This window comes from Paenibacillus sp. sgz302190, from assembly GCF_059820445.1.
In genome coordinates, this window is record NZ_JBZYAO010000036.1 from 1 (window position 1) to 21748 (window position 21748).

General features: G+C 55.8%; 23 protein-coding genes. 22 read left to right on the forward strand and 1 reads right to left on the reverse strand.

Translation table 11 applies throughout. The annotated features are described in order from the left end of the window. From AC6RNO_RS28515 to spoVM, 19 genes are all read left to right on the forward strand, one after another. The coding region (locus tag AC6RNO_RS28515; RefSeq protein WP_497107561.1) for a hypothetical protein at positions 1 to 360 on the forward strand (360 nt) is incomplete at its 5' end. A gap of 30 nt (positions 361 to 390) precedes the next feature. Then, the gene (gene dapF, locus AC6RNO_RS28520; RefSeq protein ID WP_474684978.1) at positions 391 to 1239 is read left to right on the forward strand and encodes a diaminopimelate epimerase; all 849 of its coding nucleotides are present in this window, start codon (positions 391 to 393) and stop codon (positions 1237 to 1239) included. Positions 1240 to 1258: 19 nt separating this feature from the next. Then, complete coding sequence (locus tag AC6RNO_RS28525; RefSeq protein ID WP_497107562.1) at positions 1259 to 3127, forward strand: bifunctional homocysteine S-methyltransferase/methylenetetrahydrofolate reductase; 1869 nt, start codon at positions 1259 to 1261, stop codon at positions 3125 to 3127. 29 nt (positions 3128 to 3156) lie between these two features. Continuing rightward, the gene (locus tag AC6RNO_RS28530) at positions 3157 to 4041 is read left to right on the forward strand and encodes a YicC/YloC family endoribonuclease (RefSeq protein ID WP_497107563.1); all 885 of its coding nucleotides are present in this window, start codon (positions 3157 to 3159) and stop codon (positions 4039 to 4041) included. A gap of 32 nt (positions 4042 to 4073) precedes the next feature. Further along, positions 4074 to 4334: an extracellular matrix/biofilm regulator RemA gene (remA, locus tag AC6RNO_RS28535; RefSeq protein ID WP_009672664.1), complete on the forward strand. Its 261-nt coding sequence runs from the start codon at positions 4074 to 4076 to the stop codon at positions 4332 to 4334. Continuing rightward, entirely contained in the window at positions 4324 to 4962 is a 639-nt protein-coding gene (gene gmk / locus AC6RNO_RS28540) for a guanylate kinase (protein WP_488437923.1), read from the forward strand. The genes remA and gmk overlap by 11 nt, the downstream gene beginning before the upstream one ends. Before the next feature lie 3 nt (positions 4963 to 4965). Next, positions 4966 to 5181, forward strand: a complete 216-nt coding sequence (gene rpoZ, locus AC6RNO_RS28545) for a DNA-directed RNA polymerase subunit omega (protein WP_474686584.1) — start codon at positions 4966 to 4968, stop codon at positions 5179 to 5181. A gap of 64 nt (positions 5182 to 5245) precedes the next feature. Beyond that, complete coding sequence (coaBC, locus tag AC6RNO_RS28550; RefSeq protein ID WP_488437957.1) at positions 5246 to 6463, forward strand: bifunctional phosphopantothenoylcysteine decarboxylase/phosphopantothenate--cysteine ligase CoaBC; 1218 nt, start codon at positions 5246 to 5248, stop codon at positions 6461 to 6463. Positions 6464 to 6475: 12 nt separating this feature from the next. Continuing rightward, the gene (gene priA, locus AC6RNO_RS28555) at positions 6476 to 8995 is read left to right on the forward strand and encodes a primosomal protein N' (RefSeq protein WP_474686585.1); all 2520 of its coding nucleotides are present in this window, start codon (positions 6476 to 6478) and stop codon (positions 8993 to 8995) included. Between the two features lie 33 nt (positions 8996 to 9028). Further along, positions 9029 to 9511 (forward strand): peptide deformylase, encoded by a 483-nt coding sequence (gene def, locus AC6RNO_RS28560; RefSeq protein WP_474686586.1) that lies wholly within the window; start codon positions 9029 to 9031, stop codon positions 9509 to 9511. After that, positions 9508 to 10482 (forward strand): methionyl-tRNA formyltransferase, encoded by a 975-nt coding sequence (gene fmt, locus AC6RNO_RS28565; RefSeq protein WP_497107564.1) that lies wholly within the window; start codon positions 9508 to 9510, stop codon positions 10480 to 10482. The genes def and fmt overlap by 4 nt, the downstream gene beginning before the upstream one ends. Beyond that, the gene (gene rsmB, locus AC6RNO_RS28570) at positions 10424 to 12031 is read left to right on the forward strand and encodes a 16S rRNA (cytosine(967)-C(5))-methyltransferase RsmB (RefSeq protein WP_497107565.1); all 1608 of its coding nucleotides are present in this window, start codon (positions 10424 to 10426) and stop codon (positions 12029 to 12031) included. Before fmt ends, rsmB begins: the two co-directional genes overlap by 59 nt. A gap of 88 nt (positions 12032 to 12119) precedes the next feature. Further along, on the forward strand, positions 12120 to 13163 hold the full coding sequence (gene rlmN, locus AC6RNO_RS28575) for a dual-specificity RNA methyltransferase RlmN (protein WP_488437919.1): 1044 nt from the start codon (positions 12120 to 12122) through the stop codon (positions 13161 to 13163). A gap of 15 nt (positions 13164 to 13178) precedes the next feature. Next, complete coding sequence (locus tag AC6RNO_RS28580) at positions 13179 to 13937, forward strand: Stp1/IreP family PP2C-type Ser/Thr phosphatase (protein WP_474686590.1); 759 nt, start codon at positions 13179 to 13181, stop codon at positions 13935 to 13937. Positions 13938 to 13940: 3 nt separating this feature from the next. Beyond that, entirely contained in the window at positions 13941 to 16058 is a 2118-nt protein-coding gene (gene pknB, locus AC6RNO_RS28585; RefSeq protein ID WP_497107566.1) for a Stk1 family PASTA domain-containing Ser/Thr kinase, read from the forward strand. Beyond that, positions 16058 to 16984, forward strand: coding sequence for a ribosome small subunit-dependent GTPase A (gene rsgA / locus AC6RNO_RS28590; protein ID WP_474686591.1), 927 nt, complete (start codon positions 16058 to 16060; stop codon positions 16982 to 16984). Before pknB ends, rsgA begins: the two co-directional genes overlap by 1 nt. Before the next feature lie 4 nt (positions 16985 to 16988). Beyond that, complete coding sequence (rpe, locus tag AC6RNO_RS28595; RefSeq protein WP_497107567.1) at positions 16989 to 17639, forward strand: ribulose-phosphate 3-epimerase; 651 nt, start codon at positions 16989 to 16991, stop codon at positions 17637 to 17639. Between the two features lie 17 nt (positions 17640 to 17656). Further along, the gene (locus AC6RNO_RS28600) at positions 17657 to 17902 is read left to right on the forward strand and encodes a hypothetical protein (RefSeq protein WP_474686593.1); all 246 of its coding nucleotides are present in this window, start codon (positions 17657 to 17659) and stop codon (positions 17900 to 17902) included. A gap of 193 nt (positions 17903 to 18095) precedes the next feature. Further along, the gene (spoVM, locus tag AC6RNO_RS28605) at positions 18096 to 18176 is read left to right on the forward strand and encodes a stage V sporulation protein SpoVM (RefSeq protein WP_474686636.1); all 81 of its coding nucleotides are present in this window, start codon (positions 18096 to 18098) and stop codon (positions 18174 to 18176) included. Between the two features lie 72 nt (positions 18177 to 18248). Here spoVM and rpmB read toward each other — a convergent pair whose 3' ends face one another. Beyond that, on the reverse strand, positions 18249 to 18437 hold the full coding sequence (rpmB, locus tag AC6RNO_RS28610) for a 50S ribosomal protein L28 (protein WP_474686594.1): 189 nt from the start codon (positions 18435 to 18437) through the stop codon (positions 18249 to 18251). 294 nt (positions 18438 to 18731) lie between these two features. Here rpmB and AC6RNO_RS28615 point away from each other — a divergent pair, with 294 nt between their 5' ends. From AC6RNO_RS28615 to AC6RNO_RS28625, 3 genes are read left to right on the forward strand one after another with little or no spacing between them, the layout of a single operon-like run. Next, entirely contained in the window at positions 18732 to 19091 is a 360-nt protein-coding gene (locus AC6RNO_RS28615) for an Asp23/Gls24 family envelope stress response protein (protein WP_474686595.1), read from the forward strand. A 28-nt stretch (positions 19092 to 19119) separates the two neighbouring features. Then, the gene (locus AC6RNO_RS28620) at positions 19120 to 20862 is read left to right on the forward strand and encodes a DAK2 domain-containing protein (protein ID WP_488437916.1); all 1743 of its coding nucleotides are present in this window, start codon (positions 19120 to 19122) and stop codon (positions 20860 to 20862) included. A gap of 25 nt (positions 20863 to 20887) precedes the next feature. After that, positions 20888 to 21748 carry a DegV family protein gene (locus AC6RNO_RS28625; RefSeq protein ID WP_488437915.1) on the forward strand — a complete coding sequence of 287 codons (861 nt, stop codon included), beginning with the start codon at positions 20888 to 20890 and terminating at the stop codon, positions 21746 to 21748.

Below are 21748 nucleotides of genomic sequence, written 5' to 3' on the forward strand. Positions count from 1 at the left end.
GGAGATTTTTTAATGATCCACCAGATAAAAGTATCAATAAAATACAATTTTAGGAACATTTTGAAACAAAATTTTTCATGTCAGGTTTGTTGCAAAGCTAGTGCATATTCATCAAAAATTCCTGCACAATCGCAGGCTTTTCGCCAAAATGAGTCATTTTCTTGGCAAAAGCCTGTACTTTTGCAGGTTTTTTGGGTCAACCGGCCTATATCAGAAAACGAAGGTGCCTTGAAGCGCGGACACGTACCGTTCGGCATTCGGGCTGAGGAGGAACGGTCGGCCCATCCGTGCATCCGTTTCTTAGTCCAGGGCGCAGGTTTTTCAGCTTGCACTATGCATTTTTGCGGATTTGCGCTATGATATTGGCTAAAAGAGGTACAGGAGCGCCAAATGACAACAAATTTTACGAAAATGCATGGTTTGGGCAACGATTTTATCATTATAGCTGGCGAGCAAAAGCTTCCCGATAACGCCAGCCAGCTTGCGATCAAGCAGTGCAATCGTTTTTTCGGCATCGGCGCAGACGGTCTGGTGTATATCCTGCCGTCGGATAAAGCCGATTTTCAAATGCGCATCATCAACGCCGACGGTTCCGAAGCCGAGCAGTGCGGCAACGCGATCCGCTGCGTATCCAAATATGTGTACGATCACGGCATGGCCGATAGCGAAGAAATCACGGTGGAAACTTTGGGCGCGGGCGTGCAAAAAGTGCAGCTTAACGTGAACGACGGCAAGGTTGTTTCCGTCCGCGTGGACATGGGCCAGCCGATTTTGAACGGCCTTCAGGTGCCGACGACGGTGGATCAGGCGGAGGTTATCGACTTCCCGATTGAGGTTGACGGACGCGAGTTCCGTTTTACCGCCGTTTCGATGGGCAACCCGCACTGTGTCATCTACGTGGATGACGCGGTCAACTTCGATCTGGCCGTCTGGGGGCCGAAGCTGGAAGTGCATCCGATGTTCCCGCGCAAAATCAATGTGGAATTCACAACGGTCAAAACCCGCGATTACGCGGACATGCGTGTCTGGGAACGCGGCGCGGGCCCGACGCTCGCATGCGGCACGGGAGCTTGCGCGGTGCTCGTTTCCTCCGTTTTGAACGGTTTGACGGACCGTCAGGGGACCGTTTCTTTGAAAGGCGGAGAACTGTTCATCGAATGGAACGAAGCGGATAATCACGTTTATATGACGGGGCCTGCCGAAGAGGTATACGAAGGGACTTTGTCGGTTACATTTTGATAGTAAATGGGGAGTTGCGATGAAAACGGATCTTCGTACGGCGCTGCAGCGGGATATTATTACCGGCGACGGCGCTATGGGGACTTATTTATATCAGATGGGGTTTCCTGTCGGCATTTCTTACGAGGAATTGAATTTGCTGCGGCCGGAAACGATTGAAGGCGTGCACCGACGCTATTTTGAGGCCGGCGCCCGGCTTATCGAGACGAATACGTTTTCCGCCAATCGTGAAAAGCTGTCCAAATACGGCCTGGAAGGCGAAGTGGAAGCGATCAACCGCGCCGGCGTTGCGCTTGCCCGGCAAGCGGTCGGCAGCGATGCCTACGTAGTCGGAGCGATCGGCTCGATCCGCGCTGGCAAAAAGAAAAACGTCCGCACGGCCGATATGGAAGCGTCGCTCCGCGAGCAGATCGGCGTGCTCCTCGATTCGCCCGTAGACGGACTCCTGCTGGAGACGTTTTTCGACCTGGAAGAGCTGCAGCTGGCGCTCGGCATTATCCGCAGCATGAGCGAGCTGCCGGTCATCTGCCAGTTCGCGACCGAAGGCACCGGCAGCACGGCTGACGGCGTTCCGCTGCAGGAGGCGTTCGAGCGGCTGCGCGACGCCGGCGCCGATTGCATCGGCTTCAACTGCCGCGTCGGCCCGAACGGCATTCTCCGCACGATGGAGAAGCTGACGCCGCTGGCCGGCGTGCCGTTCTCCGCGTTCCCGAACGCGGGGCTTCCCGACTACGTCGACGGGAAGTACTCGTTTGCGGCGACGCCCGAGTACTTCGCCGAGAGCGCGCTGCGCTTCGCCGATCTCGGCGCGCGCCTGATCGGCGGCTGCTGCGGCACGACGCCGGAGCATATCGCCGCTGTCGCCAAGGCGCTCAGCGGCTACGTCCCGGCGGCGCCCGGCGCCGCCCACGCGCACGCTCCGGCCGTGCGCGTTCAAGAGCCGGCCGCTGCGCCGCCGGCGGCAAAGCCGACGCTGCTGGACAACGTCAGGCAGCGCAAAACCGTCATCGTCGAGCTGGATCCCCCGCGGGATCTCGACATCGATAAATTCCTGCAGGGCTCAAAGGCCCTGCAGGAGGCTCACGTCGACGCCATTACGATGGCCGACAATTCGCTGGCCGTGACGCGCATGAGCAACCTCGCGCTCGGCTATCTCGTGCAGGACAAGCTGGGCGCGCGTCCGCTCATCCATATCGCGTGCCGCGACCGCAACATGATCGGGACGCAGTCCCATCTCATGGGCCTGCACGCGCTCGGCATCGACCATGTGCTGGCCGTGACCGGCGATCCCGCCAAATTCGGCGATCTGCCCGGGTCCAGCTCGGTGTACGATCTCACTTCGTTTGAGATCATCCGCATGATCAAGCAGCTCAACGAAGGCATCGCCTTCTCCGGCAAGCCGCTGAAGAAAAAGGCGAATTTCGTGATCGGCGCGGCATTCAATCCGAATGTGAAGCATTTGGACAAGGCGGTCAAACGGCTGGAGCGCAAAATAGAGGCGGGGGCGGACTACATTATGACGCAGCCCGTCTACGACGCCAAGCTGATTGAGCAAATTTATGACGCTACGAAGCATTTGCAGGTTCCGATCTTCATCGGCGTGATGCCGCTGGCGAGCGGGCGCAATGCGGAGTATTTGCATAATGAAGTGCCCGGCATCCAGCTTTCCGAATCCGTGCGTGCGCGGATGTCCGGACTGGAGGGCGAAGCAGGGAGAACGATGGGCGTCGAAATCGCCAAGGAACTGCTTGACGCGGCCATGCAGCATTTTAACGGCATTTATCTCATGACGCCTTTCCTCCTTTACGAAATGAGCGTCCAGCTGACGAACTATGTTTGGGAAAAGTCGAATCGCCGTGATTTCCACTTGTACCCACTTTCAAAATGAATTAAAATAGGGTAATGGATGTGATCAGGATGATTTGCAGCATGACCGGGTTCGGACAAGCGAACCGCTCTTTTGCCGGCTACAAGGTGTTTATCGATATCAAGTCGGTCAACCACCGGTACTGCGAAGTAGCGATCCGGATGCCCAAAGAATGGGTCTGCTTTGAAGATTCGCTTAAGAAAACCGTGCTGCAAACGATCAAACGGGGACGGGTTGACGTCTTTGTAACTGCAGAGAAAGAAACTGTTTTTACGAAACATGTGACTGTGGATTTCGCTTTGGCGGACGCTTATTTGCAGGCCGCCGAACAATTGAAGCAGCGCTTCGGCTACACGGATCAGGTTTCGCTGCAAGATTTGCTGCGGCTTCCCGATCTCGTGCAGATGAAAGAAGAGCGCGCCGAGCCTGACGAATCGTTCGAACAGGAGCTGTGCACCTGCTTACAGGAGGCGGCAGCCCGGCTGTCCGACATGCGCCGGCAGGAAGGCGCGATGCTGGCGCGGGACATTGGCGAGCGGCTGTCCGAGCTGCGGAAGCTTCACTCGGAGCTGCAGGCGTTCGCTCCGCGGGTCGTGCAGGATTACGCGGCCCGGCTAAGCGGCCGGATTCAATCGCTTATGCAAGATCTTCCGCACGTTGACGAGCAGCGCCTGGCGACGGAAATCGCCATGTTTGCCGACCGTTCCAATGTGGATGAAGAACTGACGAGGCTGCAAAGTCATTTCGTCCAGGTTGACGGACTGCTGGGTTCCGAGGAGCCGGTAGGCCGCAAGCTCGACTTTTTGATTCAGGAAATGAATCGCGAAGTGAATACGATCGGTTCCAAGGCGAATCATTCCGAGCTGACGGCCCGGGTGATCGAGATGAAAGCCGAATTGGAAAAAATGCGGGAACAAGCACAGAATATCGAGTGAAGCGTTCATGCGCTTCGCGAGGAGGAAGTTGAATGGCTATCAAATTAATCAATATCGGGTTCGGGAACATCGTATCAGCGAACCGTATCATCTCGATCGTCAGCCCCGAGTCGGCGCCGATCAAGAGGATCATTCAGGAGGCGCGCGACCGCCACATGCTGATTGACGCCACATATGGCCGAAGAACCCGTGCCGTTATTATCACCGACAGCGACCATGTCATCTTGTCGGCGGTACAACCTGAAACGGTAGCGCATCGACTTTCCAACAAGGACGATGATCATGACGAGTAATACGAATACGCTCGAACGCGAGAGAGGTATTTTGATCGTGTTGTCCGGCCCTTCCGGCGTCGGCAAAGGGACGGTTTGCGCTTCGCTGCGCAAGCTGTCGCCGGAAATTGTATATTCGGTTTCCGCAACGACCCGGGCTCCCCGTCAGGGAGAGGTCGAGGGCGTGAATTATTTTTTCAAGACGAGGGAACAATTCCAGCAGCTTATAGATACAGACGAAGTGCTGGAATGGGCCGAATACGTAGGCAACTTTTACGGAACTCCAAGACGTTTCGTGGAGGATACGCTGCGTTCGGGCCAGGACGTCATTCTGGAGATTGAAGTCCAGGGCGCGCTGCAGGTCAAGCAGAAGTTTCCCGAGGGCGTGTTTATTTTCTTGCTTCCGCCGTCGCTGGATGAGCTGCAAAACCGCATCGTCACGCGCGGCACGGAGACCGATGAAGTCATTCGCAACCGGATGTCCGTCGCCGTGGATGAAATTCGTTTGATGGAGCATTATGACTATGCCATCGTCAACGACCGCGTGGAAACGGCATGCTCCAAGATTCAATCGATTCTTTTGGCGGAACATTGCAAAAAGGACCGGATGTTTCCGAAAATCATTCAATGGATCGGCGAGGTGAATTAGCATATGTTATATCCTTCAATCGATAAGCTTCTTGATAAAGTGGACAGCAAATATTCGCTGGTTGTGGCAGCGGCCAAAAGAGCCAGATTGCTGCGCGACGGCGCAAAAACCGATTTGAGATCGCAAAAATCTCACAAAAATGTCGGGCTTGCTTTGGAAGAATTGTACGGGGATTACATCTCTTACGAGAAAATCCAGACCAAAGAAATCGTGAAATAATGCTTCATCCGACAACCCTCGCGGTTGTTATTTTTTTCTCACCGAAGGAGGATGCTCCATGAGCGTGCTGCAGGGTAAAACAATCGTGCTGGGGGTATGCGGGGGGATCGCCGCTTACAAAGCCGCTGCTTTAACGAGCAAACTGACGCAGGCGGGCGCCAAAGTGCGCGTCATTATGACGGAATCCGCAACCCGTTTCGTAGCGCCGCTTACGTTCCAGACGCTGTCGCGGCATCATGTGTTTGCCGATACGTTTGACGAGAAGGACGCGTCCGTCGTTTCGCACATCGATTTGGCGGACAGCGCGGACCTGTTTCTGATCGCCCCCGCTACGGCGAACATGATCGGCAAGCTGGCGCTTGGCCTTGGGGACGATATGCTGAGCACGACGCTGCTGGCGACCATGGCCCCGATCTGGGTGGCGCCGGCGATGAATGTGCACATGTACGCCAATGCTGCGGTACAGCACAATATGGATACGCTGCGCCGCCGCGGCGTACGCTTCATCGAGCCGGGAGAAGGGCAGCTGGCCTGCGGCTACGTCGGCAAAGGGCGGCTCGCGGAGCCGGAGGAAATTGTCGCCGCGGTTGAACGGCATTTTGCCGGCAGAGGCCTGCTGCAAGGAAAGCATGTGCTGGTCACCGCGGGAGGCACGGTGGAACGCATCGATCCTGTGCGCTACATTACGAATGATTCGTCAGGCAAAATGGGGTACGCCATCGCCGAGGAAGCGGCGCGTATGGGAGCGGTTGTGACGCTTGTCACAGGTCCGACCGCACTGCCGGAGCCGCAAGGCGTGACGGCGATCCGGACTCAATCCGCGCTGGATATGAGGGAAGCGGTGATGTCGCGTTTGGACCGGCAGGAGCTCGTGATTAAGGCGGCGGCCGTCGCCGATTACCGTCCGGCCGAGGTTGCCGCGCAGAAGATCAAGAAAAAAGCGGATACGTTCACGTTGGAAATGGTCAAAAATCCCGACATTTTGCAGGAGATCGGCGAGCTTAAGCGAGGTCAGGTCGTGGTCGGCTTTGCTGCGGAAACAGAGCGTCTGGACGAGCATGCGATGGACAAGCTGATCCGCAAAAACTGCGACCTGATCGTCGGCAACGACGTTTCGCAGGACGGGGCGGGATTTGGCTCCGATACCAATGTGGTGCGTATATTTGACCGGAACGGGCTCGTCGAGGCACTGCCGCTGCTTAGCAAGGCTGAGGTTGCGCGCAGGCTGCTGGAGCTTGCGGCGGCCCGTCTGCCGCAAGCGCCTGACAGCCCGAGGCCGTAAAGGGGAGTTTGGATGTACGCAAAAGTCATCGTTGATGTTCCGGCCAAGCAGACGAACCGGACATTCGACTATGAAGTGCCGGAACCATTGCGCAAATGGGTGGAAGTAGGAAGCCGGGTCGGCGTGCCGTTCGGACCGCGGGTGCTGCAAGGATTCGTCGTCGAGATGCAGGAGGAAACCAAGCTGGAAGCGAAGCGGCTGAAGCCGATTCAGACCGTGCTGGATGTCGTCCCGCCGTTGACGGAAGAGCTTGTCGGACTTGGCAGATGGATCAGCCGCACGTACTTGTGCCACGAGATTACGGCGCTGCAGGCGATGCTGCCCGGCGCTTTAAAAGCGAAATATGAACGCGGAATTCGGCTCGGGGAGAAAGCGGCGGAGCAGATGCTGCTGGACTTGCCGGATTTGCAGGAAATCGTTCATTTTGTCAAATCCAAGGAAACCGTTGCGATGGAATCGCTGATGGAGCGTTTTCCGAACGACGGTTTGCTTGTCAAGCAGCTGCTGGCCGCCGGCGTGCTGTCGGAGGTACAAATCGTCAAAGACCGCATGTCCGCGAAAAAAGCGCTGACGGTTTTTCCTCCGGCTGACGTATCCGGTATGGAAGCCGCTTTAACCGGGCTGCCGGCAAGGGCGGGCAAGCAAAAAGAAGTGCTGCGCTTTTTGATCGATCACCCGGATCCGGTTCGGCTTGCGGTGCTGATGGAGACGCTGCAGGTCGGCGCCGGAACGGTAAAAAGCTTGGCCGACAAAGGGCTTTTTGAGCTTCGGGAAGTGGAAGTGCTGCGGGACCCGTATGCGGGCCGCCATTTTGCGCGGACGAAGCCGCTCCCGCTGACCGCGGAGCAGAGCCGCGTTTTTGCCGAAATCCGGAGCAGCGTCGCGGATAGCAGGCATGAAGTGTTCCTGCTGCAAGGCGTCACCGGCAGCGGAAAGACGGAAGTTTATTTGCAGTCCATTCAGGAATGCCTCGATCAGGGCCGCGAAGCGATCGTGCTCGTTCCCGAGATTTCGCTGACCCCGCAAATGGTAGAGCGTTTCAAGGGCCGGTTCGGCGATCTGGTGGCCGTTCTGCACAGCCGCTTGTCGGATGGAGAGCGCTACGACGAATGGCGCAAAATTACGCGCAAGCAGGTCAAAGTGGTGATCGGGGCGCGCTCGGCGATTTTCGCTCCTTTTACCCGTATCGGACTTATTATTATAGATGAGGAACACGAATCTTCGTACAAGCAGGAAGAGAGCCCGCGGTATCATGCCCGGGAAATTGCCGTGCAGAGAGCGCTGCAGCATCAGGCGGCCGTCGTCCTCGGTTCGGCTACGCCGTCGCTGGAAAGCGTTCAAAGAACGAGAGGCTCCCGCGAGGCCGAGGAGAAGTCTGCTTACAAGCTGCTTCTGATGCAGGAACGAGTCGCTGGCAGGCCGATGCCCAAAGTGCATATCGTTGACATGCGCGAGGAACTGAAGGGCGGAAATCGCTCCATGTTCAGCAAATCGTTGTATAAAGCGATAGAAGAACGGTTACACAAGAAAGAACAGACGGTTTTGCTGTTGAACCGCCGGGGGTACGCAACGTTTGTGATGTGCCGCACCTGCGGTTTCGTCTCGACGTGCCCGCACTGCGATATATCGCTAACGTATCATCAAAGCTCCCGCATGCTGCGCTGTCATTACTGCGGCTATGCGGAGCGGGAAGTTTCGCAGTGTCCGAGCTGCAATTCGGAGCACATCCGGCATTTCGGCACAGGCACGCAGCGCGTCGAAGAGGAGCTCGGAAAGCTGTTTCCCGGCATCCGGGTGATCCGGATGGACGTGGACACGACGACGGAAAAAGGTTCGCACGAAAAGTGGCTGACCATGTTCGGCGAGAAGCAGGCCGATGTGCTGCTCGGCACGCAGATGGTGGCGAAAGGGCTTGATTTTCCCGACGTGACGCTGGTCGGCGTCATTGCGGCGGATACGGTGCTGAATTTGCCTGATTTCCGCTCGGCGGAACGGACGTTTCAACTGCTGACGCAGGTGGCCGGACGGGCCGGAAGGCACGAAAAGCTGGGCGAAGTGTTTGTCCAAACGTATACACCGGAGCATTACAGCGTGCAGTGCGCGAGCAGGCACGATTTTGCCGGATTTGCCGGCCATGAGCTGGACATCCGCGCGAATTTGGGCTATCCGCCGTTCCAACGGCTTATTCTGGTCACGTTTTCCCATGAGGAGCTGCCGCTGCTGGTGAAGTCGGCCGAAGCTTTTGTCACGCGCCTGAAAGAGCTTGTAGCGGAGCACTCCGTGCAGCCCGCGGATTTGTTTACGGCAGCGGCGGCAGCAGACGGGGAACCTTTTGCCATGGACGTGTTAGGGCCTGTCGCCTCGCCTATTTCCCGAATCAAGGATAGATATCGGTTCCAATGCGTGGTAAAATATCGGGGGGACGCTCAGGCTTCCGAGCTGGTAGGCCGGGCGGTCGCCTGGTTTGAGGAGCGGTCCGCGAAGGAAAAGCTGCAGATCAGCGTCGACGTGGATCCGCAATATTTGATGTAATGAGATCGAAGACTTCAGAGGTGGGTGGACTTAATGGCTATTAAAATTATTGTAAAAGATCCGGATCCGGTACTGCGGGAGAAAGCCGTTACCGTTACGAAATTCAATTCCAATCTGCATAAATTGCTCGACGATATGGCCGATACGATGTACGAAGCGGAAGGCGTCGGCCTGGCTGCGCCGCAAATCGGCATTTTGAAACGCGTTATCGTAATGGACTGCGGCGAAGAGCACGGCGGATTGATCGAGATGGTCAATCCCGAGGTCATCGATTCGAGCGGCGAGCAAACCGGTCCCGAAGGCTGCCTCAGCATACCCGGCCTGCGCGGCGATGTAAGCCGGCCTTTGAACGTTAAGGCGAAGGGCCAGGATCGCAACGGCAACGAAATCGTCGTGGAAGGCACCGAGCTGCTGGCGCGCTGCATTATGCATGAAATCGACCATTTGAACGGCGTGCTGTTTACCGATCTCGCGATCAAAACGTATACGAGCGAAGAAGAGGAAGATTCCAAGTGAACATCATTTTCATGGGTACGCCCGACTTTGCCGTGACGTCCCTGCAAGCGCTGCTGGACGAAGGCTACGGCGTGACGGCGGTCGTGACGCAGCCTGACCGTCCGAAAGGGCGCAAGCGCGTGCTGACACCGCCGCCCGTGAAGGTGGAGGCGGAAAAGCGCGGCATTCCGGTGCTTCAACCTGAAAAGCTGCGCCAGGCCGATTCGGTGGAGGCGCTGCGCCAATTGGCGCCGGACTTGATCGTGACGGCGGCATACGGGCAAATTTTGCCGAAATCCGTTTTGCAGCTGCCGAAGCACGGGTGCATCAACATCCATGCTTCGCTGCTGCCCAAATACCGTGGCGGAGCGCCGATTCATCATGCGATCCTGCGGGGCGAGCGGGTGACCGGCGTCACGATCATGTATATGGCCGAAGGTCTCGACACGGGCGATATGATCAGCAAAGTGGAGGTGCCGATCGAGGGTACCGACACGACGGGAACGATGTTCGAGAAGCTGAGTGCGGCCGGAGCCGAACTGCTGAAGCGCACGCTGCCGGATTTGCTGGCAGGTCGCATCGAAGCGGTTCCGCAAAACGAGGCGGATGCCGTTTACTCGCCGAACATCCGCAGGGAGGACGAGCTGATCGACTGGTCGCGCTCCGCAGCGGACATTTTCAACCAGATTCGCGGGCTGAATCCGTTCCCGGGCGCTTATACGCTGTGGAACGGGGAAGTCTTGAAAGTATGGGCTTGCGCCAATCCGAATGGGACCGGCCCGGTACCGGCAAGCCGCAGCTCCGTGTTAGTCGGCGGCGCTGCACCTCGGCCGGGCACTGTGCTGCAAAGCAGCGAGCTCGGTCTTGAAGTGATGACCGGCAGCGGCACGTTGTGGCTGACGGAAATTCAGCCGTCGGGGAAAAAACCGATGGATGTCGCGCAGTTCATCCGGGGCGTCAAACTCGCGGACGGCACCGTCTTTGGCGGTTGATCCGCCCGGACACGGCGCAGTCCGGTTCGCATCGGAACTGTATCATATACAAAAAGAGGTAACCAATTTGTCTACAGATAAACATAACCGCCCGCAGGACGGGCCGGCTGCCGGCAAGCAGTCGGGCTCTTCCGGACGGGTTTCATCCAAAGGGTCAACTTCAAAGCACCGGAACCAAAGCGCTGCCTCAAGCAGCGCTGTTCGGCATTCCGCCCGCGATGCGGCGCTGGACGTGCTGACGAGAGTCGAAGAAGATCGGTCCTACAGCAACCTTCTGCTCAATCAGACGCTGCAGAAGCATCATTTGGAGCGTGCGGACGCGGCGCTGGCGACAGAGCTTGTGTACGGGACGATCGGACGGCAAAATACAATCGATTTTTTCCTGGAGCGCTTTGTCAGCAAAGGGCTCGGGAAGCTGGAGCCGTGGGTAAGATGCTTACTGCGGCTCAGTTTTTATCAGCTGCGGTATTTGGACCGCATTCCCGATCACGCGGCCGTCAGCGAAGCGGTCAATATCGCGAAGCGCCGGGGCCATTCAGGCATCTCGGGGATGGTCAACGGCGTGCTGCGGAGCGTCCTCCGCAGCAAAGAGCAGCTTGCGCTGCCGGCCGGGCTCGGCGACGCGAAGCGCATAGCGCTCGAACATTCCCATCCGGAATGGCTCGTGCGCAGATGGATCCGCCAGCTCGGCCCCGAGCTGACGGAAGCGGTCTGTGCGGCGAACAATGAGCCGCCGCACGTCAGCATCCGCGCGAACGCGATGCATGCCGGACGTGAGCAGCTGCTGCGTGAGCTGCAGGAGAGCGGCATCCGCGCGGAAGCGTCGCCGCTCGCCCCCGCCGGCATTCTCGTGCACGCGGCGGGCAACATGGCTTTGGACCCCCGCTTCGCGAGGGGGGACTTCTCGATCCAGGACGAGAGCTCGATGCTCGTCGCCGAAGCTTTGGACCCGCAGCCGGGCATGCGCGTGCTGGACTGCTGCGCAGCGCCCGGGGGCAAGACCGCGCACATCGCGGAAATCATGCGCGACCGGGGCGAGATCTGGGCGTGCGATTTGCACGAGCATAAGCGCAAGCTGATCGAGGATCAGGCGCAGCGGCTCGGACTGTCGTCCATCAAGACGCTGGTGATGGACGCTCTGGAGCTGGCGGACCATTTTCCGGCCGAGTCGTTCGACCGCATTTTGCTCGACGCTCCTTGCTCCGGCTTTGGCGTCATCCGCCGCAAGCCCGACCTAAAGTGGGCCAAGCAGGAGTCCGAAATCGCCGACATCTGCGCGCTGCAGGGCGCGATTTTGAACAAAGTCCATCGTTTGCTGAAGCCTGGAGGCATTTTGGTATACAGCACATGCACGATTGAAAAGTCGGAAAACGAAGACAGGATTGCCCGGTTTTTGGCGGAGCACGGCGATTTCTCGACGGCGCCTTTTCCCGAGCGCGCTTTTGCGGCATTGGAGCCTTCCGCGCTGGCGGCGGGAATGGCGCAAATTTATCCGCAGCAGTATCATTCCGACGGATTTTTTATCGCAAGACTGCACAAGCGCGGATAGCCCCGCTTCCGGCATGGGGATGTGTGTTCGCAGCATGTTTGTGTTAAAATAGATAGGATATTCAATTAAATAGCAGGTTGTGAGGACAATGAAACCATTTGTGTATGATTTAAATTGGGATGAGTGGCAAAGCTGGGTAAAAGAACACGGCGAATCCTCGTTCCGTGCCGGGCAAATTTTTGACTGGCTCTATGTGAAACGCGTGCTCAGCTTCGATGAAATGACGAATTTGCCGAAGGCGCTCCGCGATAAGCTGAAAGATCAGTTCGAGTTCGTCACACTGACGGAAATCGCCAAATATGAGTCGCAGGACGGTACGGTCAAGTTCCTGTTCGAGCTGGAGGATAAAAACGCGATCGAGACGGTCGTCATGAAGCATAACTACGGCAACAGCATTTGCGTCACGACGCAGGTTGGATGCCGCGTAGGCTGTACGTTTTGCGCCTCGACGCTGGGCGGTTTGAAGCGGGATTTGAAACCGGGCGAGATTGTGGCGCAGGTCGTCAAGGCGCAAAAAATGCTGGACGCAACAGAGGAGCGCATCAGTTCGATCGTCATTATGGGAATCGGCGAACCGTTTGAGAACTATGAGGCGACGATGAATTTTTTACGCAACATGATTCATCCGAAAGGGCTGAACATCGGGCAGCGGCACATTACCGTCTCGACGAGCGGCATCGTGCCGAACATTTACAAATTCGCCGACGAGAACCTGCAGGTGAATCTGGCGATTTCGATTCATGCCCCCAACGACAAGCTGCGTTCCAAGCTGATGCCGGTGAACCGGAGATTTCCGTTCGCCGACTTAATTGAAGCTTGCAAATATTACATTGCCAAAACGGGCCGCAGAATCACGTTTGAATATGCGCTGATGGGAGAGGTGAACGACCAGCCGGAGCATGCCGAGGAACTGGCCGCCGTGCTGAAAGAAATGCCGCTCAGCCATGTGAATCTGATTCCCGTCAACTTCGTTGCGGAGCGGGATTTCAAACGGACTCCCCGGGACGATATTTTCACGTTCCAGCGTATTCTCGAGAAGAGCAAAATCAATGCGACCATACGCCGCGAGCAGGGCAGCGACATCGCTGCGGCCTGCGGGCAGCTTCGGGCCAAGCATATGGAGCGCAAGTAATGAGGTGAGATCGGGATGAAGATGGTAAGCCGTACGGATATCGGCAAGGTTCGCATCGTGAACGAGGACCGCGCCGCCATACAGGACGGGCTGAACGGGTTGTCTCTGGCGATCGTTGCCGACGGCATGGGAGGGCATCAGGCCGGCGACGTTGCCAGCCAAATGGCCATCGAAATCGTTCAGGCGAAGCTGCAGACGATTCATTGGGGAATGCCGGTCGACGAGTGCAAGCAGGCGCTCCGTCAAGCGATTGAAACGGCGAATGAGACGATATTCGAATTTGCCTCGCAAAAAGAAAACTACAACGGCATGGGCACGACGGTCGTCACCGTGATCGCGTCCCAGGAGCTGCTGCTAATCGGACATATCGGCGACAGCCGGGCTTACAAAATCGATCACGACTCGATTACCCAACTGACGGAAGATCATTCGCTCGTCAATGAACTGGTCAAGCACGGACAAATTACGCTGGAGGAAGCGGTTCATCATCCGAGACGCAATGTCGTAACGCGCGCGCTCGGTACGGAGCCGGGAGTAGACGTCGACCTGTACGAGTTTTCCTGGAAACCGGGGGATATTATTCTCATTTGTTCCGACGGACTGAGCGGATTGGTGGAAGCCGAAGCGATCAAACAAACGGTCAGGACCCACTCCGATCTCGAAGAAGCCGCCGACGAGTTGATCCAAAGCGCGCTGGATGCGGGCGGGGACGACAATGTGACGGTCGTTCTGATCGCTCACGAACAAATTTCCGAGGAAGAAAAGGGGGGATGAGAATTGATCGGTAAAAAGCTTGGAGGCCGCTATGAAATTTTGGAGAGAATCGGCGGCGGCGGCATGGCTTTGGTATATAAAGGGCAGGATCTGCTGCTGAATCGCAAAGTGGCCGTTAAAGTGCTGCGCCAGCAGTACGTTCACGACGAGGAGTTCATACGGCGCTTTCGCAGAGAGGCCCAAGCGGCCGCTTCCCTTTCTCATCCCAATGTCGTCAGTATTTACGATGTCGGGCAGGAAGGCGAAATTCATTATATCGTCATGGAATATATCGAGGGCACGACCTTGAACGACTTGATCAAGGAAAAAGCGCCCCTGCAGGTGGAGGAGGCTGTTCATTACGCCAGCCAAATCGCCGATGCGCTGGATCATGCCCACCACAATGAGATCATTCACCGCGATATTAAGCCTCATAATATTTTGATCGGCAGAAACGGCCGGATCAAAGTGACTGATTTCGGCATCGCCCGGGCTGCGACGTCTTCGACGATCACGCAGACGGGCTCGGTCGTTGGATCGGTACACTATTTTTCGCCGGAGCACGCTAAAGGAACGAATACGGGAGAAAAATCGGATTTGTACTCGCTCGGCATCGTCATGTACCAGATGCTGACGGCCAGGCTGCCTTTTCTCGGGGAAAGCCCGATCAGCGTCGCGCTCAAGCATTTGCAGGAGGATGTGGAGGAACCGCGCAAGGTGAATCCGCTCATCCCGCAAAGCGTGGAGAACATTATTTTAAAAGCGATGCGCAAAAAGCCCGAGGAGCGCTATCAATCCGCAAAGCAGATGATGGAAGATCTCGATTCGTGCCTGAATTTGGACCGCCGCAACGAGGCCAAGGTTACTTTTTGGGATGCCGACGGGATGGACGAGGAGCGTACGCTGGTCATGCCGGCTATTCGCCCGAACCAGATCGGCGAGTTCAAGGACGAAGAGTTTGACAAGCCCGGCTGGCGGGAGGAATCCGCTCCGGTGAAGAAAAAGGGCTGGGTCAAGCCGGTGGTCTGGATCGTCATCCTGCTTATCGTGCTGGGCGCGATGTGGTATTTGGTCGGGTATGTAAAAGGCATGTTCACGGTCGAAACCGTGGAAGTGCCGAATGTCGCGCATAAGCCGCTTGTTCAGGCGCAGGCCGAATTGACAGCGGTGAAGCTTGGCTCAACGGTCATCTACGAAAAAAGCAAGGAAGACAAAGACCTCGTCCTGCGCCAGGACCCGTCCGGCCTGAAGCTGAACGTCGGAACCAAAGTCACGCTGTACGTGAGCGAGGGCATCGCCAAAATAAAGATGGACAATTACGTCGGCCAGTCTTTGACGGACGCCAAGCTCAAGCTCCAGTCGCTCGGCATTAGAGACGATCAAATCACGGTCAAGCCGGGAGCCATCGACGATAAGCCGGACATGATTCAGCAGCAAACCCCGGCGCCCGGCGAGGAGTTCGAGCTCGACAAAGCAGCGATTACGCTTACGGTCACCAGAGCGAAGGAAACGTTCAAAATGCCCGATCTCGTCGGCATGACGGAGAAGGACGCCAAGGATCAGATCGCCAAGCTTAATTTGAAACTGGCGGCAAACGGCGTTACCCGGGAGAAAAGCTACAAATATCCGAAGGGCAAAGTCACCAGGCAGTTTCCTTACGATAAAAATGTGGATGTAGCGGCAGGTGCCGAGATCAACCTCGTCGTCAGCGACGGACTGCCCGAAGACGCCGGCCAGCTCAACGTCAGCATCCCGGTCAAACCTACGGAGGAAGGCAAGGATACGGTGTTCAAGATCGTCGTGAGCGACGCGCAGTACGACAACTTCGAATACATGACGGAAAAAGTGAGCAAACCGCAAAATATCGATGTCAAAGTCATCGTATCGCCCGAAAAGAAAGCCGTTATTTTGATCAAAGAAGGCGACAATCTGGTGAATTCGATTACCCGGACGTATCAGGATTATTTGGATCAAAAAAATGGCAAGAACGCTACGCCCAGCCCGTCGGCCCCGGCAGCTCCCAGCGCATCGCCGAAACAGCAAAGCACCGGTCCCGCTGTTCCGGCCAGCGGCAGCGGGAATACCGGCCAAGGGCAGCCGGGCGGCGCTTCGGCCAAACCCGGAACTGGAGGCGCGAATTAATGCCACAAGGATCCATCGTTAAGGCATTAAGCGGTTATTACTACGTCCTGCCCGAAGGGGCGAACATCCGCGAGGCGGATTGCGTAACCTGCCGTGCAAGAGGCGTGTTCAAGAAAAAAAATATTTCCCCGCTCGTCGGGGATCAGGTGAAATACGAGCTGACGGAGAACGGGGAAGGCACGGTAACCGAAGTGCTTCCCCGCTCGTCGGAGCTGATCAGACCGCCGATTGCAAACGTCGACCTGGTCGTGCTTGTATTCGCCGTCACGGAGCCTGTGCTCAATCTGCAGCTGCTTGACAAGTTTCTCGTTCATATCGAGAGCACCGGGCTGGATGTGCTTCTGTGCTTTACGAAATACGACCTGCTGGAAGCAAGCGGTTCGGAAGGGGAAGGGACGCTGACGGTGGCGGAGTTTGCGCGGATGCGCGAGCTCTACGAGCAAATCGGCTATCCGATCGTGACGACAAGCTCCAGGCGACATGAAGGCGTGGAAGACGTTCAGCGCCATTTGCAAAACCGGATCAGCGTGTTTGCCGGGCAGTCGGGCGTCGGCAAATCTTCTTTGCTCAATGAGCTGATCAGCGGCGCCGAACTGGAGACGAACGCGATCAGCCAGCGGCTGGGCCGGGGTAAGCATACGACCCGCCACGTCGAGCTGCTTCCGCTGGATGCGGGCGGGTACGTGGCGGATACACCCGGGTTCAGCCAGCTTGACTTCATGGAGCTGGAAGCCGAGCAGCTCGGCGGCTGCTTCAAGGAGTTTGCAGCGCATGCGGAAGGCTGCAAGTTCCGCGGCTGCCTGCATCTTCACGAGCCGAACTGCAAAGTGCGGGAGGCTGTCGCCGAGGGGACGATTGCGGCATCGCGTTACGACCACTATTTATTGTTTTTGGCTGAAATGAAAGATCGCAAGAGGAGGTATTAACCTGATGGTGTATGTAGCGCCTTCGATTTTATCGGCAAATTTTGCCAAGCTTGGGGAAGAGATTAAAGAGGCCGAACTCGGCGGAGCAGACTGGATTCATGTAGACGTGATGGACGGGCATTTTGTGCCGAACATTACGATCGGGCCGCTTGTGGTCGATTCGATTCGTCCAATGACGAAGCTTCCGCTCGATGTGCATTTGATGATTGAAGAGCCGGACCGCTATATTCCCGATTTTGTGAAAGCGGGCAGCGATTTGATCTCCGTTCATGTGGAGGCTTGCACGCATTTGCACCGGACGCTGCATCTCATTAAAGAGAGCGGCGTTCGGGCGGGTGTCGTGTTGAATCCGGCGACGCCGATTTCCATGATCGAACACGTATTGGACGAGCGGCTTGATCTCGTTCTTATTATGACGGTGAACCCGGGCTTCGGCGGGCAAGCGTTTATTCCGGGCATGCTCGGCAAAATCCGCGCTTTGCGGGAACAAGCGCATGCAAAAGGGCTTCACGGGCTGCATATCGAAGTAGACGGGGGCATCAACGAAGCGACTGCGCGGCAAGTGGTCGAAGCGGGCGCGGATGTGCTAGTAGCCGGCAACGCCGTATTCGGCCAGCCAAACCGCGCGGATGCGATACGGAGAATTCGCGGGTAGAAAGGAAGCGGGAGACGATGAAAATCTTCTGGCTGTTCATCTACAGTATACTGTGCGGGGTATTGCTTACGCTATATACGAACATACACGACATGTCCAAATTCATATTCTCGCTCGGAGCGCTTTATGCGGGCATCCGCTTTTTCCGCCGCTTTGAGCAAAAGGGACTTCGAATCTGGTTTATTGTACTGTCGGTCATTCTCTACTTCATATTTAGCTTTGCATTTGTACTTTATACCCACATGAACGGCATAACCGGATAAAATCCGCATACATATAGTTACAAGAGTGAAACGCTCTTGTAGCTTTTTTTGCTTTCTGGAGGCGAATCTTACGGGAGCAATAATTTTAATTTACTTGGGTACCTATAAAACAAGGCACGTTTTTAAGGTCCGGGCGTATACTGTTGTGACGATGCGAGGAGCAGTCATGCAACCTGTGAAGGAGGGGTAGAGTATGAAGTTCTACACAATCAAGCTACCGAAATTTTTGGGTGGTTTCGTGAAGGCTTTACTTAATACGTTCAGCAAAAACTAAGCGCGGACATACTTAACCCAGAAAAAGCAAAAAAAGCACCTGTAAGGTGCTTTTTGTCTATCATGCCGCTATTTAAACGCGAGTCACTTTTCCGGACTTCAGCGCACGAGCGCTTACGTAGACACGTTTAGGTTTACCGTTAACGAGGATGCGAACCTTTTGAACGTTAACGCCCCAAGTACGCTTGTTTTTATTGTTAGCGTGGGACACATGATTTCCAGTGCCTGGTCCTTTACCTGTAATAAAGCATTTGCGGGACATGTTTGACACCTCCTTCGGCAGTATACAAAGCAGCCTGGGTGGCAAGCCTAAGCTTGACATGACAGCTTTCCTCAAATTTAGACTTGGCTTTTTAACTTACATCTTATAGCCAGCGAAAACACACTTAAATATAATAGCATAGCCCATCAAACCTAGTCAACGAATTACCTTTATTTTTGACGTTTATTTATTGTCTTTGTTATAGTACAATGAAGATTAGCCCATAATCTCATACATAAGGAATGCCGATGAACCCGGTTTTCTAAAGTGAAAACCTTAAGGAGTTGTTTACAAATGTCTATCGAACTCTCTACCGAATTCGGAAAAGTAACGGTTACGGACGAAGTTATATCCATACTGGCAGGCTCCGCGGCTTTGGATTGCTACGGACTTGTCGGCATGGCGACGAGAAAGCAGCTGAAAGACGGCATTGCCGAACTGCTGGGCCGCGATAATTTGAGCCGCGGCGTCGAAGTGCGCCGGGAAAACGGACGCCTTGAGATCGACCTTTATATCATTGTCAGCTACGGCACCAAAATATCCGTAGTGGCCGGCAACGTCCAAACGAAAGTGAAATACGTGCTGAATGATGTCGTCGGTCTGGACGTTGACGATGTGAATATTTTTGTGCAAGGCGTCCGAGTGGCCAAATAAACCCCCATAACCGGGAAGGAGAATCGCTTTGAGTAAGCGCTTTATCTCAATAAATGGAAATGACTTCACTGCCATGATCTTAGCGGGAGCGGATAACCTGCGTCAAAATATCGACAAGGTTAACGGATTGAACGTGTTCCCCGTTCCCGACGGAGATACAGGCACCAACATGAATATGACGATCGCCGCCGGTAGCGAGGAGCTGAAGAAGAAGCCATCTTCCCATATTGGTAAAGCGGCCGATGCGTTGTCCAAAGGATTGATGATGGGGGCCAGGGGAAACTCCGGCGTCATTTTGTCCCAGTTGTTCCGCGGCTTTGCCAAACATGTCCATGACATGGAGACGGTAAATCCCGAGCAATTTGCGGCTGCGCTGCAGCAGGGCGTGGAGACCGCTTATAAAGCTGTTGTCAAGCCTGTGGAAGGGACCATTTTGACGGTATCCAAGGAAGCCGCCAAGCAGGCTATCCAGCACAGACGGGGCGGCGACATGCTCAGCCTGATGCAGGATGTGCTGCAGAAGGCGAAGGAAGCTTTGGCCAAGACGCCGGAGCAGCTGCCCGTATTGAAAGAAGTTGGGGTCGTGGATGCGGGCGGACAAGGCCTTGTATGCATCTACGAAGGCTTTGTGGCATCGCTCGGAGGAGATCTTGCCGTGCCCAGCTATGAATACGCTTCGTTGGATTCACCGATGCTCGCCGTTTCGGCCCTGACTTCTCTGAATTTGGCCAAAGAAGCGCATGCGCATCTTCCCGCGCAAGCCCGCCTGGCGACCGAAGACATCGAGTTCGGTTATTGCACCGAATTCATGCTGACGATTGCTCCGGGCAAAGTCAAGGGGCTCGTGTTCGATGAAACCCGGTTTCGCGAGCAGCTCGGCCGGCTCGGAGATTCGCTGCTTGTCGTGGCCGACGATGAGCTGGTGAAGGTGCATATTCATGCGGAATATCCAGGGGAAGTCATGAACCAGGTGATGAAATACGGCTCCTTAAGCCGTATCAAAATAGAAAATATGCGCGAACAGCATACTCATATTATTGAAGGGTTTGAACAAAACGGCGAGGCTTCCGCAAGCGGTTTGCCCGGCGAAGCGGAACCGGCAGCGCCAAGCAAGCCTTACGGTTTCGTAGCCGTCGCACTTGGCGGCGGAATAACCGAGATTTTCTCCAGCGTAGGCGTGGACGTCGTGCTGTCCGGCGGTCAGACGATGAACCCGAGCACGGAGGATATCGTCAATGCGGTAAACCGGATTGATGCCGGCACTATTTTTGTGCTGCCGAACAATTCCAATATCATTTTGGCGGCGCAGCAGGCGGCTGAGTGGGTCGAGCGCAAGACGGTTGTCGTCATTCCGACGAAATCGATTCCGCAAGGGCTGGCGGCCATTCTCGCCTTCCAGGACAAAGCGGACGCGGCGGCCAATACCGAAGCTATGACGGAAGCTTTGAAAAGGATCAAGTCGGGACAAGTCACTTACGCCGTCCGCGATACAAATATGGACGGCATCGAGATCAAACAGGGTGATTTTATCGGCATTGAGGACGGACGCATTGTCAGCTCGCAGCCGAGCCTGATGGACGCCTGCAAAAAGCTGCTGCAGGAAATGGTCGGGGAAGGCAGCGAAATTGTTACGATTTTATCCGGGGAAGATGCGACGTCCGAGAACACGGATGAACTGGAAGCTTTCATCCGCGAGAAATATCCGGAAATGGAGATCGAGCTTCATCCGGGAGGGCAACCGCTATACGCCTACATTTTCTCGGTAGAATAGATTCGTGTAAAAGGGGTGAACTCTGTTGACCAACATTCGTATCGTTACGGACAGCTCGGCGGACATTCCCGTGGCGGTCCGGGAGGCGCTGAACATCGAGTTCGTTCCGATCAAAATTAATTTCGGCGACCAGGAGTATTTGGACACGGTGACGCTTCATACAGAACAGTTTTACGACAAATTGAGAACGTCCGGACATTTTCCCAAAACGTCGCAGCCGTCTACGGAACAGTTTTTGTCCGTTTACCGAAAGCTGAGCGGAGAACCGGACACGGAGGTCATCTCCATAAATCTGTCGTCCGCGCTCAGCGGCACGTACCAGTCGGCTATGATCGCAAGCGCGATGCTGGAGGAGGAAACCGGATTCAAGGTGCACGTTGTCGATTCGCGATCGGCTTCCTACGGAACCGGGGCGCTTGTCATCGCTGCCGCGGAGGCGGCGCAAGCCGGCCAAAGCGTGGAGCAAATTTTACAGCTGATCCGCACGATGAGAGAGAACTTTTATATTTATTTTTTGGTGGATTCGCTGGAATTTTTGCATAAGGGCGGGAGAATCGGCAAAGCTTCGGCTTTGTTCGGTTCTCTGCTTAACATCAAGCCGATTCTTTCGATCGATGCGGAAGGAGAGGTTGCGGCCGTAGATAAAGTCCGCGGCCACAAAAAAGCGATAGCCCGCATTCTGGATCTGCTGGATGCGGATTTGGCAGGGCGTGGCATCCGCCGGCTGTATATCGCGCATGCCAACAACAGGGAAGGGGCGGAGCAGCTGAACGAAGCCATTACGGAGCGCTTCAGGGTCGCCGGGGGCGAATTTATTACGCTCGGACCTACCATTGGCGCACATGCCGGTCCGGGGACGATCGCTGCTTTCGTCAGCACGGTGTAG